Origin of the sequence: Larkinella bovis (assembly GCF_042655385.1) — a bacterium.
In the GTDB taxonomy this organism is placed as follows: Bacteria; Bacteroidota; Bacteroidia; order Cytophagales; family Spirosomataceae; genus Larkinella; species Larkinella bovis.
This window is the reverse complement of the sequence record NZ_JBHSMA010000001.1, coordinates 785,486-798,141: the sequence shown is the minus strand read 5'-3', so window position 1 is coordinate 798,141 and position 12,656 is coordinate 785,486. Positions and strand designations below refer to the sequence as shown.

Below are 12,656 nucleotides of genomic sequence, written 5' to 3'. Positions count from 1 at the left end.
GAAAAGTACAACTCAAATTGGTAGGATGAGCCAGAAGTTTCCGTTCCATCTCAAACCCTACGAAACCAGCCTGTTGGAATGGTATTCAGCCAGCCAGCAGGACCCTGAGTTCGGACGATTGGAAGGTATTCAGTCCTACATTCAGGAGCGATGCCTGGAGCTGGCTGCCTAGTGACAAACAACCCCGGGTCGTTCACCCGGCCCGGGGAGTCTAGCAATCCCGGTACAACAACACCCGATTGTTAGCCTTTGATTGTTGTACCGGGTTTCTTTCCGACTATGCTTCGGATCCTGGGTTTTCAAGTTGTTGATCTTTTAAACCCTCGATTTAAGGACACTTTGCGAATATTCTGCAAAAATGAAAAAGCCCAATGTAAGCTTCCCGATAATTAGGACAGTGTAGGATTAGACTCGAAAAGGTCTAATTTTAACTGTCACATGAAAAAGAAAAACTTCACCGAGACCCAGCGGGGTGGCCCGTGCCATTGTAGCCATCCTCAAGCAGTACGAAGGAGGCCGAGAAGCCATGGATGTTTGCCGTGAGTACAGCATTTCCAAAGCCACATTGTATAATTGGCGCAAGAAGTACAGTGGAATGGAATCAACTCACTTAAAGGAGCTTAAAGCCGTTCAGGATGAAAATCGACGCTTAAAGAAAATGTATGCTGAGTTAAGTCTGGATTCCAAATTGGCGAAGGAGATCATTGAAAAAAAGCTATAGAGCCCTGTCAACAGAAAGAGTTAGTGGAGTGGGCGGTGGAAAAAAATATATCTGTAGATAGGGCTTTTCGTGTGGTAGGCATGCTCGTTCAAAGTGGTACTACCAAAGTAAAAAAGATGATCAGTCAGTCATTGATAAACTGCGTGCGTATGCTGAGGCTTATCCCACTCTCGGGTTCGACGATTACTACGGTAAGATTCGCAATGAAGGGCTGAAGTGGAATCATAAGCGGGTCTTATGGGTGTATCGGTTGCTAAATTTAAAGCATCGAAGACGGCATAAACGAAGACTGCCTGCTCGCGTGAAACAGCCTTTACAGGTTCCTGTGCAAGTTAATCACTGCTGGAACGGTCCGCCGTAGCGGTATGGACTTTGTCTCGGATGCACTGGTGAGTAAACGCAAGATTCGAGTTTTGACAATCATAGACGACTGTAGTCGAGAAGTTTTGGCTGCTCACGCTGATTTCTCGTTATCGGCCCTGAAAGTGTTTGATATTTTAAAGACGATTTCCTTGGAGCGTCCTTTACCCAAGCAGATCCGGCCGGGCCGCCGGTGAGGTAGACAATGGATCCGAATTTATTGCGGGTAAATTCCAGGAATGGTGTCAAGATAACCACATTACAATTCAATACATTCAACCGGGCAAACCAATGCAAAAAGGCTATATTGAACGCCTTAACCGCACGTATCGGGAGGACGTATTGGATGCTAATCTATTCGAGTCGTTGGAACAAGTTTGGATTCTATCAGATGAGTGGGTTGAACAATACAATCGTTTTCATCCACATCAGTCACTGGGTGGCCTGGCTCCAGTAACCTATGCTAAGCAAGTGAAAAGCACAGAGCTCTAAAAATGCAATGTCCTAATTTGGGTAAGGCTACAAACAGACCTCTGTTTTCCATATGAGGGCTAGCAACGTCCATACGGAAAAGTATAAAGCCTGTTACCCGCCAAATTAGACCCGCATGCGTATTAGAATAAAGCGTTTGCAAAAAAGGTTTTAGTTTAATGTCTGATAAATGATACATTAGGCGCATAGTTTTTAATCTAACTACTCAACGTTTATGCATTATCCAACTACTTTGGGAGTGCTCGCTGAACTGTGTCAGCAGGATTTTACTCGAAGCGGTGGAATTGAATACGCTCCTCAAAGATAATGCTGAACTGATTAATGATCTCTTTCCAGTTATAAGTCGTCGTCTCCCACTTAATCTGCAAATTCTGGATAACCAGATAAACCAACTTTTGTAAAGCGATATCCGACGAAAAAGCTCCTTTTGTTTTTGTCACTTTGCGCAGCTGGCGGTGATAGCCTTCGACTGTATTGGTCGTATACATTACCTTGCGGATGGCAGGTGGATAGTCGAAGAAGGGAGATAGCAGCTCCCATTTTTCCATCCAGGGTTGGATTGCTTTGGGATAGGCTGAACCCCATTTTTCTTGCACTGTCAACAAATTTTCTAAGCCTTGCTCGCGGTTAGAAGCCTGATAAACCGTCTTCAGATCGTTAGCCAAGCCTTTCAAGTACTTCTCAGGAACGAACCGAAAACTGTTGCGGAGTTGGTGCACAATACAAAGCTGAACAGTGGTGGCCGGAAAAACACTGGCAATAGCCGTATCAAACCCTTTCAAGCCATCCACACAGGTAATCAGCAAGTCTTCGACTCCGCGTTGTTTTAGATCGGTGAGTACGCTCAACCAGAACTTAGCCGATTCACTCTCAGCCGTGTAAATGCCAAGTACCTGCTTTTTACCGGATAGGCTCAATCCGATCACACTATAAAGCACACGAGTCAGTACTTTACCATCCTGACGCACTTTGTAGTAGATACCATCCAGCCAAACCAAGGTGTATAGACTTTCCAATGGCCGGTTCTGCCATTCTCTCATAGCCGGAATAACTTTGTCCGTAATAGCCGTTAACTCGCTGTCTGATAGGCTATAGCCATACATCTCAGACAGATGCTGGCTAATGTCAGCGTAACTATTGCCCATGCTGTAGAGTGACAACACTTTCTGTTCGAGTTGGGGCGTAAGGACAACCTGTCTCTTGGGGACAATCTGGGGCTGGTAGCTGCCGGTACGATCACGCGGAGTCTGTAGCTCCAGCGGACCAGCGCTGCTCTTAACCTGCTTGGTGGTTTTGCCGTTTCGACGGTTCTGCTCAATGAGCCGGGTCTGGTTAAGGTGGTCATCCATCTCCCCTTCCAAAGCGGACTCTAAAAAGTGTTTAAGTAAAGGGGCGAACAGGCCGTTTTCGCCCGTTAGGGGTTTGCCTTCGTAAAGGCCTTTAATAGCCGCTTGTTTGAAGGCTTCAAAGTCGAACTCGTTCTCGTTGGTCATAATGGTGAAAGTTAGAGGTTTTATTCCCTTTATTCACCTGTGACACAGTTTAGCGAGCAGTCTCACTACTTTCCGGAAGGCTATAATTGCCATGTTTACTTTCGTAAATATTTGCCTGCTTATTCATGGTACAGGTATTACAAATGTAGCTCAAGCCCAATTTCTGTATGTAGTCAATGTGGCTCCTAATGTCTCTGTAGTCGATGTTGCTACCAATCAAATAGTTGCTACCCTTCCTGTTGGCATCACCCCTCTCGATGTGGCAATTTCTCCAGACGGAAAAAAAATTTATGTAGGTAATCTCAGGCCAAATGTCATTTCGGTTATCAATGCCCAAACCAATCAGATTGAAGCCCTTCTTCCAACCTATGAAAGTCCCCGAAAGGTCTTGGTTAACCCCAATGGAAAATACTTATACACAGTCAATGCTCTTTCGAATAATGTTCTTGTATTTAATACCGCTACGAATCTTCCAGTTGCGACAATTACGATAGGTGAGAATGCGCGAAGTTTATCAAGTGCTCATGATGGTAGCTATATTTACATAGGTGTAGGAGAAGGATCACCACGGGTCCACATTATTAATACGATAAATAATACCATTGAAACAACAATCCCAATGGGAGGGAAAATTTCTGACTTAGTTTTAAGTCCAGATGGTAGGAGCCTCTATGTTACTCACGATGACTCACGCTTTACTAATGTTTCAGTAATAAATTTAGCTACCAACAAGCCTGAAAAAATTATCCCGATTAACGATTTATCAACCAGTGCAACTCCTAGTTTGGACGGTAGTCGTTTGTACTTACTAATGTCAAATTCCAAACAAGTTGGAATTATGAACACAAATACTTTCCAAATAGAGAAGACAATACCTGTAGGAAACGATCCAGTAGCTATTTCTCTTACTTCAGATGGTAGCCGTTTATATGTTGCTAACAAACTTTCTGATAACATTTCTGTAATTAACACTTTGACTGAGGCAGTTGAAACAACCATAACAACAGGACGACCTGTTGCTATGGATCTGCTTAAAGGTTCTAGTCCTAGCCAACCCAGCTATGAAGGCTTTTTAGATAAAGTTGAATGTGGTTCAATCCGAGGCTGGGTCTGGGATAAGAAACGGCCAAACACGCCCTTGACAGTAGAATTTACGGCTGATGGCAAGGTGATCGGAACTGCTTTGGCCAATATTTATCGTCAGGATATTAAAGAAGCCGGTAAAGGCAATGGGGAACACGTTTATAACTTTACAACCCCTGATGTTATTAAGGATGGCAAGCCACATTCGATTAGTGCCCGGGTGCAAGGAACAAATTATACGCTAAAATGGACGCCCAAGCCATTAACTTGTCCTGCCCCTAACCGGTTAGCAACCTATAACTCTCCATCAAGCGCAGCCTGGAGTGCAGTGCTGCTCGGTAACCCGGTAGAAACTGGCGTAGTAGAGGTAGAGGTAAAAGGGGCACAGGGTCAACCCATAACACTTTCGTTAGTTGACTCAAAGGGGCAAATACTGAAACAAGTTCAGGTTAAAATCACCGACAGGGTCGAGCGCCACCATTTATCGATCGGATCAAAGGCGTCAGATCTTTTATTGCTACAGGTGAGTTCCCCTACTTATTCTAGAACCTTAAAGGTAGTAAGTGAAAATTGAAACTCATTTGGATGTCAAACAGACCTCCATTTGCCGGAAGAAGGATACCCGAATTCCTGGTGGGCTCCGGTGCTGGCCGTCGGCCTGGATCAACTCCAGCTCCCGGTCGAGGAAGGAGAAGGCACCCGCTTTCTGCAGCAATTGGTCAAGGCCGGTGGACACTGCTTGGCCGAAGCTTTCTTCGACGAGGAGCTGGGGATATCCGAGGGTCTGTTCATCGATGCCTCTAAACCGGTTGTTATCTCACTCAACCCCCATCCTGATTCCCCATGTCTACTCTACAAGTCAACCTCCCCCAGGAGCTGATCGATGCCCTGCTGCGGGTCCCCGAAGAAATTGCCGGACTCAAAAAACATCTCAACGAGGTCCTGGAGGAAAACCAAAATCTGAAGTTAGGCCTGCAGCATTATACCGTTGAGGAAACCGGAAAGTTATCGAAGGTTTCTAAAACCACCCTGGAAAACTGGGAGCAACGGGAGATGTTTGTACCTATCCGAATTGGAGGTAAAAAACTTTATTCAGACAGAGCAATTTTAGATCTCAGTCGCTACCAGAGTTTACAAATTTCAACCCCAGAGGAAGATTGGAGACCAAGTTTGGTAAGAAAATTACATCGGGAGAATCAAGATCAAATTGCCGCTTGATAACATTCCTTTTTTTATAGCAATTTTCCCCATAAAGGAAAAAGGCCCTCTCCGTTGGTAGGAAGGGCCTTTTTAACCGGGATATGAATACAACCTGAATTAAGTATCTCATTTGAGCACTAAATTCTCTCCGAAAATTACAAAAAAGTTAATAAATGCCAACTTTCCCAATGGAATTTTATATTTTTTTTTGCGAATTCGGAAGGGATTTGGCTAGGAATCGATGCTGACAAAATGTTTCTGGTTGGTCGAAATGTTGGCGATGGTCCATTCAACATCACCCGTGAACGGATGGGCCCGAACCGGGCAATCATCGATCCGGCAATAATGACAGCATTCGGGCAGGCAGGGATCGGCATGGATAAAAATTTCAACTTCATTGCTGATTTCCCGTTTCAGAGCTTCCTCAAACTCGTGTACTTCCTGATGAACCTGCGCCAGTTTCCAGTAATACGGCAACGTCAGGTGGCAGTCAATGTGGAGATCGGCGCCATAGCGCTGCACCCGCAGGTTGTGAATGTCGATCCAGTTGTTGCTTTTATGCTGATTCAGGATGTTCAGAATCCGCTGGAGCAATACCAGATCCGTTTCATCCATCAGGCCGGCAATCGACTGGCGAACCAGCCCCATGCCGTTCCAGATGATGACCCCCGACAGGATGAGCGAGAGGACACCATCAAACCAGGTTAAACCGGTTACCATGATGACAAAAATACCGGCAACGACCAGGAGACTGCTTAAACTATCGGTCAATAAATGGCGACCGTCGGCCATAAGGGTGATTGAATTGGTCAATCGCCCGTTCCGAATTAATAACCAGCCAACCAGCGTGTTAGCGACGGTCGTCAGGGCGATCAGCAAAACACCCCAGCCCAGGTGCGTGTACGGTTGGGGGTCGATAAACGACTGGATGGCCTGGAAAATGACAAAAATTCCGGCAGACAGGATCAACGCCCCTTCAAAACCGGACGAGAAAAACTCGATTTTACCGTGGCCGTACGGGTGGTTTCGGTCGCGGGGCAGACCGGAAAGATAAATACTGTACAGGGCAAAACCACTGGCAATCACATTGATGATGGATTCCAACGCGTCTGTCAGAATAGCCGTGGAAGACGTTAACCACCAGGCCGTAAACTTCAGAAACATCAGAACCACACTCAATCCCAGTGAGATCGACATCCATTTGTATTTAATTCGCTGACTCGATTGCATGAAGCCATGGGTGGGTTGTGGCCCCCAAAGGTAGCAAACTGTTAAGGATTTCTCTTTACCTTTGCGGGTATGGAGTTTACCGAAAATCCCTGGAAGACGCTTACTTCGACCATTGCTTATGAAAATAATTGGTTGAAAATCAGGCATGAGGAGGTGATAACCCCCTCGAGTACGCCCGGCATCTACGGTGTCGTGAGTTTCAAGAACAAAGCCGTTGTTGTGGTTCCCATCGACGAGGAAGGATACACGTATCTCGTGGGGCAATACCGCTATCCGCTCGACGAATATTCCTGGGAAGTGCCGGAGGGCGGGGCTCCGTTGGGGACCGACCTGCTGGTGTCCGCGCAGCGGGAACTGAAGGAAGAAACCGGTCTTGAAGCCGCGAAATGGACCAAGATCGGGCGGATTCATACCTCCAATTCGGCGACCGACGAAGAAGGATTTCTCTATATAGCGGAAGACCTGTCGCAGGGGGAACACGCCCCGGAAGAAACTGAACAATTGCAGGTCCGGCGGGTTTTACTGAGTGATGCTGTTCAAATGGTGATGGAGAGCCAGATTACCGATGCTCTCAGTGTCTGCGCCCTGTTAAAAGTGGCGCGGTTGAAACAGATATAATTGCGCATGATTGAAGCTATTCTCTACGGTTTAATTGCCGGTATTCTGCTTTGCCTGACTTTTGGAACTGTTTTCTTTTCGCTGTTGCAAAACAGTGTCGACAATGGGTATCGTTCCGGCATCAAAATCGCCTTCGGCGTGGTAGTTTGCGATGCCATATTTGTGGTTTGCGCCCTGTTTGGTACCGCGTTTCTGCCCGAAATCAATCACTTTGAATTTTACCTGACCCTGTTCGGCGTTTTGCTTTTGCTGACGATGGGGGTGGCCAATCTCTTCAAAGGAACCCCCCGGCTGGCCTATCCCAAAACCCGGTTTGGTAATTTCCTCTACTATTTTTCGACCGGTTTTGTCCTCAACGCGATTAACCCGATCAATTTCATCACCTGGGTTACCCTGGCAGCCTATTTAACCAATTCGCTGCATTACAGCAATCAGGAGCGTATTGTGTTCATGATCATGAGTTTAATCGGCATTTTCGGGACGGAATCGGCGCTGGCAATTTTTGCCCACAAACTGAAGCGGTTTTTTACGCCGAAAGTTGTCCTGGCTTTCAACCGGACCACGGGCGTCGTTTTCATATTCATTGCCCTCCAACTGGCGTGGACCCGGCTTTACGACCCCCTGTTAGCCATGCTGAAATAAAAAATAACCCGCACCGGGCAGGAGCCCGGGCGGGTTATCTGACAGGTTTTCTTGATGCGAACCCCCGAGGGATCAGCTGCGAAGGCCGCTGACCGGATCGCGAATCGTCGCTACGTCAAATCCCTGCGTCTTGAGAAACCCGTCCCAGTCGGCGATCAGATTTTTCTTCAGAACCCGGGGGAATTTATGCTGCCCGCCGAGTTTTCCTTTGGCCTCCATCCACCGGTAGAACGTCGCTGTGGGTAAAACCGTAACGAAAATCTCCTTGAGGGCATGCCGGCGTTCGACGGCATAGTCATCATTCAGTTCATTGAGCCTGCTGTCGATCAGATTTTTTAAAACCGTCTCGTCCACTTTATCGTCCGTACCAATGAACCAGTGGTGGGCGAAAAGCGTATCGTGTGAAATCCCGGCAACGGTAAATTCGCGGATATTGATTTTTAGTTCGTTGGAGGCCAGCTCGACGGCTTTGTTCATGTTATCGACCGAGAGGTGCTCACCGCAAAGACTCAGGAAGTGTTTCGTCCGGCCGGTAATTACAATTTCCGCCCGTTTTTTGGAAACAAACCGGATCGTATCCCCGATCAAATACCGCCAGGCACCCGCACAGGTGGAAATCAGCAAGGCATATTCCTTGCCTTCTTCCACGTCGTCGATCATCAGGGTGTGCGGTTTTTCCACCACGTCCCCGTCGGCGTTGAAATTTTCGTCGTTGAACGGGATGAATTCGAAGAAAATCCCGTTGTCGAGCACCAGTTGCATACCCACCGCATCGGGATGGGTCTGGTAGGCAATGAACCCTTCGGAGGCCAGGTAGGTTTCAATGTAGGTGATGGGATGCGCCAGCAGGTGCTCAAAGCCCTGGCGGTAGGGTTCAAACGAAACGCCACCGTGGCAAAAAACCATCAGGTTCGGCCAGATGTCGTGAATGGTTTTGACCTTGTAGTGGGCGATGATTTTTTCCATCAACAACTGGATCCAGGCCGGAACGCCCACCACAAAACCGATATCCCACTGGTCGGCCTGTTCGGTAATTTCGTCCAGTTTCAGCGCCCAATCCTGTTCCTGGGCAATCTCTTTTCCCGGTTTATAAAACTTCTGAAACCAGTACGGAATCTGTTTGGCCTGAATACCGCTCAGATCCCCTTCAAAATGATTGCCCCGGTAATTGAGCCGGGTGCTGCCCCCCAGCATGAGCATACCTTTTTCGTAGAGTTGCGAGGGAAGGTGCTGGTATCGACTCAGGCTCAGAATTTGCCGGATGCTGGTTTTCTGAATGGCCTTCGTCATGGTTTTAGTCACCGGAATGTATTTGGTGGAGGCATCGGAGGTGCCCGAACTCAGGGCGAAATATTTGACCCGGCCCGGCCAGCAAACGTTTTTTTCACCATTGACCGAACGGTGCCACCATTCCTTATACAATTTATTGTAGTCGTAAATCGGGACTAACTCTTTAAACTTCTGGTAAAACTCTTTCTCATCTTCGAAGAAAGCCGCATTTTCGATTTCTTCAAACTGGTAAGCCTGTCCGAACTGCGTATAGCGGGCCTTGCCGATTAACTTGACAAAGGTTTTCTTCTGCAATTTGAGCGCATTCAACTTCTTCCGCCGGACCACACTGGTCAGCGAAATGCCACGTTTCAATAGACTTCCCAATAAAGCCATGGTGCAATGGTTTTGAGTTAGTGTCTAACTGTTTTCAATCGGAGGACGAGCGGGAACCGGCGCTGAAACCGCGGGAATCGTACCGGTTCGTTCATTGATCTTCCAGGTTTTCATGTCGGCCAGAATGGCGTAATCCGTCAGATCGAGCTGACACGGAACCACCGACGTACAATTTTGCTGCAAAGCGTACTCATCCGTGTCCTCGCCCGTGTCGTCGTTGACAAATTTTCCCGACATCCAGAAATACCGGCGGCCGTAGGGATCTTTGCGTTCGTCAAATTCTTCCTGCCAGCGGGCATCCGCCTGCCGGCAAATCCGGATTTCCCGCAGGGGCTGGTCCGATTTGGCCGGAAAGTTCACATTCAGGGTAACGCCTTTCGGAATGCCGTGTTCCAGCACGTGTCCGGCAATTTTTAAAAGATGATCGTAGGTGTGGGAAAAATCGGCCTCGTGTGCGAAATCGCAGAGGGAAAAACCGATCGCCGGAATGCCCTCGATGGCCGCTTCAATGGCGGCCGACATGGTCCCCGAATACAACACACTGATCGAGGTATTGCTGCCGTGGTTAATGCCGCTGACGACCAGATCCGGGTTCCGGTCTTTTAAAACGTAATGTTTCGCCAGTTTGACACAGTCGGCGGGGGTTCCGGAGCATTCGTAGGCGGGAATTCCCGGAAAAATATCGACTTCATGCAACCGAAGGGGCGATGCAATCGTGATCGCGTGGCCCATGCCCGACTGCGGACTGCTGGGCGCAACCACCACAACCTCACCCAATTGTTTCATTAATACTACCAAATTCCGAATGCCGGGCGCATTAATGCCATCGTCATTCGTGACCAAAATCAACGGTTTTTGTTCCGACATCGTAATTCCGTTTACGTTATTACTGCTTGTCAAAGGTAAAAAATTATGCTAAGGGAAGGAGACCTCCTCCAAAGATTACGGTTTTAGAAGGGCGGAAAAACGGTATCTTAGCCCCTGATTTTGGATTTTTAACCCGGTGCCCTATGCCCATAGAATTTAAAACCGCCCACCCGTCGGATATCGATTCCATTATTACGTTGCAGGAGAAAATTTGGGAACCTACCTACCGGGCCATCCTGGACCAGGACCAGATCAACTACATGTTTCAGACCATCTATTCCAAAGAAGCCCTGGCCGACCAGATGATTCGGGAGCAGCACGTGTTTGTTCTGGCATATGTGAATCAGACCTTATGCGGTTTTGCGTCCTATTCCCGGAATGAATCGGAACCCGATCGGTTCAAATTGCATAAAATTTATGTGCTACCCGATGAACAGGGGAAAGGAACCGGCCGACAACTGCTGGACGAAGTCATCCGGCGGTGCGTAGCCGAAGGCGGTAACCGGCTCTATCTCAATGTCAACCGATACAACAAAGCCCGGCAATTCTACGAACGGCTGGGCTTTGCGCTGGTGCGGGAAGAAGATATTCCGATCGGACCGTACTGGATGAATGATTTTGTGCTGGAAAAATCGCTAGTGAGTCACTGAACTCCGCTGACTCCGGTAGCCGAGTAACGGCGAATACCCCCGGGTTTCCTTGGCGTAATACCCCGTTCCGTCGTACGGACGCAGGGCCGGGTCCTGCTTGCACTCGTTGCGGCAGGTGCCCTGGTGCTCGTTGCCGCAATTTTCGCATAAGGTTACGTGGTTGTTGCAGGCCGGACTGGCGCAGTTGATCATCCGGTCGGTCGGCGAGCCGCAGCGGTAGCAGCTGGAAATCACGACCGGGTTCACCTGATTGACATCGACGGCCACCCGGTTATCGAAAACGTAGCATTTGCCCTCAAAGTCTTCCCCGCCGGCTTCGATTCCGTATTTGATGATCCCGCCATGAAGCTGGTAAACATTCTCGAATCCCTGATCCAGCAGGTAGGCGCTGGCTTTTTCGCACTTGATTCCACCCGTACAATAGGTGATGACTTTCTTGTTTTTCAAATGCCTGATTTCGTCCAGATGCTGCGGCAGTTCCCGCAAATTCTCCATATCGAACGTAATCGCCCCTTTGAATTTTCCGACGGAATGCTCGTAATTGGACCGCATGTCGATCAGCACCACATCCTCGTCGTTCTTCATCCTTTTAAATTCTTCCGGTTCGAGGTAAATGCCCGTGCGTTCGAGCGGATTGACGGGCAGGTCGGAATGGACGATTTCGGATTTCAGCCGCACGTTCAGTTTCTGAAAAGCATGCTCGTCGGACTGGTCAACCTTGAACTCCAGGCTGGCGAAGCGGGGATCCGCTTTGACCGTTCGCATGTAGGTTTCGCAGTCGGCGGGCGAACCCGAAACCGTACCGTTCAGCCCTTCGGCCGATACGATAATACGCCCCAGCAAATTTAACCGAAGACACAGTTGGTGGTGTTCATCGCGAAACTGCTCCGGATTTTCAAGGGTTGTATAACAATAGTATAATAAAACGTGATAGGGCTTCATAACAAAACAATACCTTTCAACGGTTAACACACAAAGATACAAAATGTATCCCTGTTGATCACGTCGGGCTTAAAACGGACTATTATGCATCTGGCAATAACCGGAAATATTGGCGCTGGTAAAACCACGCTGGCCACGCTGCTGGCGGCTCATTATGGCTGGGAGATTCTGAAAGAAGCCGTTGATAACAATCCGTACCTGGCTGATTTTTACGCCGATATGCCGCGCTGGTCGTTTAATCTGCAAATCTTTTTTCTGAACAGCCGCTTCGAGCAGATGCTCCGGATCAATCTGGGGAGGGACTCGGTGGTGCAGGATCGGACGATCTACGAAGATGCCTATATTTTCGCCCGAAACCTGCACGAAAGTGGTTTGATGAGCCAGCGGGATTACCAGACCTACCGCCGGGTTTTTGAAAATATGCTCACGCTGGTGCGGCCACCGGACCTGATGATCTACCTCCGGGCCGGGCTTCCGAAGCTGCAGGAACGCATCCGGTTGCGCGGGCGCGATTACGAAAAATCAATCAGTGCCCAGTACCTGGAAAACCTCAACCAGTATTACGAAGCCTTCGTGGGCGAGTATACCGCCAGCAAGCTGTTGGTCATCGATGTCAACGACCTGGATTATGTGCACAATCCGGCGGATCTGAAGGCCGTGATGGCGGAGGTGGACCGGGTCTTGATGTGAGAC

General features: G+C 48.4%; 15 protein-coding genes. 9 read left to right on the top strand and 6 right to left on the bottom strand.

Annotated elements, in window-relative coordinates; translation table 11 throughout:
• The first annotated feature begins 25 nt into the window (after positions 1–25).
• The 3 genes from ACFPMF_RS03330 to ACFPMF_RS03320 all read left to right on the top strand — a co-directional run bounded on the left by ACFPMF_RS03330 (position 26) and on the right by ACFPMF_RS03320 (position 1,573).
• Positions 26–172: a hypothetical protein gene (locus ACFPMF_RS03330; RefSeq protein WP_379841086.1), complete on the top strand. Its 147-nt coding sequence runs from the start codon at positions 26–28 to the stop codon at positions 170–172.
• Between the two features lie 300 nt (positions 173–472).
• Positions 473–721, top strand: coding sequence for a transposase (locus ACFPMF_RS03325; RefSeq protein WP_379841084.1), 249 nt, complete (start codon positions 473–475; stop codon positions 719–721).
• A gap of 579 nt (positions 722–1,300) precedes the next feature.
• On the top strand, positions 1,301–1,573 hold the full coding sequence (locus ACFPMF_RS03320) for an integrase core domain-containing protein (RefSeq protein WP_379842739.1): 273 nt from the start codon (positions 1,301–1,303) through the stop codon (positions 1,571–1,573).
• Between the two features lie 266 nt (positions 1,574–1,839).
• Here the strand turns inward: ACFPMF_RS03320 and ACFPMF_RS03315 are convergent, their stop codons facing one another.
• Complete coding sequence (locus ACFPMF_RS03315; RefSeq protein WP_379841082.1) at positions 1,840–3,066, bottom strand: IS256 family transposase; 1,227 nt, start codon at positions 3,064–3,066, stop codon at positions 1,840–1,842.
• 91 nt (positions 3,067–3,157) lie between these two features.
• Here ACFPMF_RS03315 and ACFPMF_RS03310 point away from each other — a divergent pair, with 91 nt between their 5' ends.
• On the top strand, positions 3,158–4,723 hold the full coding sequence (locus ACFPMF_RS03310) for a beta-propeller fold lactonase family protein (protein ID WP_379841080.1): 1,566 nt from the start codon (positions 3,158–3,160) through the stop codon (positions 4,721–4,723).
• Positions 4,724–4,726: 3 nt separating this feature from the next.
• Here ACFPMF_RS03310 and ACFPMF_RS03305 read toward each other — a convergent pair whose 3' ends face one another.
• The gene (locus ACFPMF_RS03305; RefSeq protein WP_379841078.1) at positions 4,727–4,885 is read right to left on the bottom strand and encodes a hypothetical protein; all 159 of its coding nucleotides are present in this window, start codon (positions 4,883–4,885) and stop codon (positions 4,727–4,729) included.
• Between the two features lie 107 nt (positions 4,886–4,992).
• Between ACFPMF_RS03305 and ACFPMF_RS03300 the strand changes: the two genes are divergently transcribed.
• Positions 4,993–5,367 carry a MerR family transcriptional regulator gene (locus tag ACFPMF_RS03300; RefSeq protein ID WP_379841076.1) on the top strand — a complete coding sequence of 125 codons (375 nt, stop codon included), beginning with the start codon at positions 4,993–4,995 and terminating at the stop codon, positions 5,365–5,367.
• Between the two features lie 213 nt (positions 5,368–5,580).
• Here ACFPMF_RS03300 and ACFPMF_RS03295 read toward each other — a convergent pair whose 3' ends face one another.
• Entirely contained in the window at positions 5,581–6,579 is a 999-nt protein-coding gene (locus ACFPMF_RS03295) for a cation diffusion facilitator family transporter (RefSeq protein WP_379841074.1), read from the bottom strand.
• Between the two features lie 69 nt (positions 6,580–6,648).
• Here ACFPMF_RS03295 and ACFPMF_RS03290 point away from each other — a divergent pair, with 69 nt between their 5' ends.
• Together ACFPMF_RS03290 and ACFPMF_RS03285 are read left to right on the top strand one after the other, a co-directional pair.
• Positions 6,649–7,197, top strand: a complete 549-nt coding sequence (locus ACFPMF_RS03290) for an NUDIX domain-containing protein (protein ID WP_379841072.1) — start codon at positions 6,649–6,651, stop codon at positions 7,195–7,197.
• Positions 7,198–7,203: 6 nt separating this feature from the next.
• On the top strand, positions 7,204–7,839 hold the full coding sequence (locus ACFPMF_RS03285; RefSeq protein ID WP_379841070.1) for a LysE family translocator: 636 nt from the start codon (positions 7,204–7,206) through the stop codon (positions 7,837–7,839).
• Between the two features lie 72 nt (positions 7,840–7,911).
• On the opposite strand, the gene ACFPMF_RS03280 is transcribed toward ACFPMF_RS03285, so the two are convergent.
• Together ACFPMF_RS03280 and surE are read right to left on the bottom strand one after the other, a co-directional pair.
• Positions 7,912–9,504: a GH3 family acyl-acid amido synthetase gene (locus ACFPMF_RS03280; protein WP_379841068.1), complete on the bottom strand. Its 1,593-nt coding sequence runs from the start codon at positions 9,502–9,504 to the stop codon at positions 7,912–7,914.
• Between the two features lie 24 nt (positions 9,505–9,528).
• Complete coding sequence (gene surE / locus ACFPMF_RS03275; RefSeq protein ID WP_379841066.1) at positions 9,529–10,371, bottom strand: 5'/3'-nucleotidase SurE; 843 nt, start codon at positions 10,369–10,371, stop codon at positions 9,529–9,531.
• Positions 10,372–10,514: 143 nt separating this feature from the next.
• On the opposite strand from surE, the gene ACFPMF_RS03270 reads away from it, so the two are divergent.
• Positions 10,515–11,021: a GNAT family N-acetyltransferase gene (locus ACFPMF_RS03270; RefSeq protein ID WP_379841064.1), complete on the top strand. Its 507-nt coding sequence runs from the start codon at positions 10,515–10,517 to the stop codon at positions 11,019–11,021.
• Here the strand turns inward: ACFPMF_RS03270 and trhO are convergent.
• Positions 11,007–11,963: an oxygen-dependent tRNA uridine(34) hydroxylase TrhO gene (gene trhO / locus ACFPMF_RS03265; RefSeq protein WP_379841062.1), complete on the bottom strand. Its 957-nt coding sequence runs from the start codon at positions 11,961–11,963 to the stop codon at positions 11,007–11,009. The genes ACFPMF_RS03270 and trhO overlap by 15 nt on opposite strands.
• An 84-nt stretch (positions 11,964–12,047) precedes the next feature.
• Here trhO and ACFPMF_RS03260 point away from each other — a divergent pair, with 84 nt between their 5' ends.
• Entirely contained in the window at positions 12,048–12,653 is a 606-nt protein-coding gene (locus ACFPMF_RS03260; protein WP_379841060.1) for a deoxynucleoside kinase, read from the top strand.
• Positions 12,654–12,656 lie beyond the last annotated feature (3 nt).

What these genes read in the sequence shown, in the direction of transcription:
- ACFPMF_RS03330 (WP_379841086.1), top strand. Translation starts at nt 26, where the DNA reads ATGAGCCAGAAGTTTCCGTTCCATCTCAAACCCTACGAAACCAGCCTG.
- ACFPMF_RS03280 (WP_379841068.1), bottom strand. Translation starts at nt 9,504, where the DNA reads ATGGCTTTATTGGGAAGTCTATTGAAACGTGGCATTTCGCTGACCAGT.
- ACFPMF_RS03270 (WP_379841064.1), top strand. Translation starts at nt 10,515, where the DNA reads ATGCCCATAGAATTTAAAACCGCCCACCCGTCGGATATCGATTCCATT.
- ACFPMF_RS03260 (WP_379841060.1), top strand. Translation starts at nt 12,048, where the DNA reads ATGCATCTGGCAATAACCGGAAATATTGGCGCTGGTAAAACCACGCTG.
- ACFPMF_RS03290 (WP_379841072.1), top strand. Translation starts at nt 6,649, where the DNA reads ATGGAGTTTACCGAAAATCCCTGGAAGACGCTTACTTCGACCATTGCT.
- ACFPMF_RS03315 (WP_379841082.1), bottom strand. Translation starts at nt 3,066, where the DNA reads ATGACCAACGAGAACGAGTTCGACTTTGAAGCCTTCAAACAAGCGGCT.
- ACFPMF_RS03300 (WP_379841076.1), top strand. Translation starts at nt 4,993, where the DNA reads ATGTCTACTCTACAAGTCAACCTCCCCCAGGAGCTGATCGATGCCCTG.
- trhO (WP_379841062.1), bottom strand. Translation starts at nt 11,963, where the DNA reads ATGAAGCCCTATCACGTTTTATTATACTATTGTTATACAACCCTTGAA.
- ACFPMF_RS03310 (WP_379841080.1), top strand. Translation starts at nt 3,158, where the DNA reads ATGTTTACTTTCGTAAATATTTGCCTGCTTATTCATGGTACAGGTATT.
- ACFPMF_RS03295 (WP_379841074.1), bottom strand. Translation starts at nt 6,579, where the DNA reads ATGCAATCGAGTCAGCGAATTAAATACAAATGGATGTCGATCTCACTG.
- ACFPMF_RS03285 (WP_379841070.1), top strand. Translation starts at nt 7,204, where the DNA reads ATGATTGAAGCTATTCTCTACGGTTTAATTGCCGGTATTCTGCTTTGC.
- surE (WP_379841066.1), bottom strand. Translation starts at nt 10,371, where the DNA reads ATGTCGGAACAAAAACCGTTGATTTTGGTCACGAATGACGATGGCATT.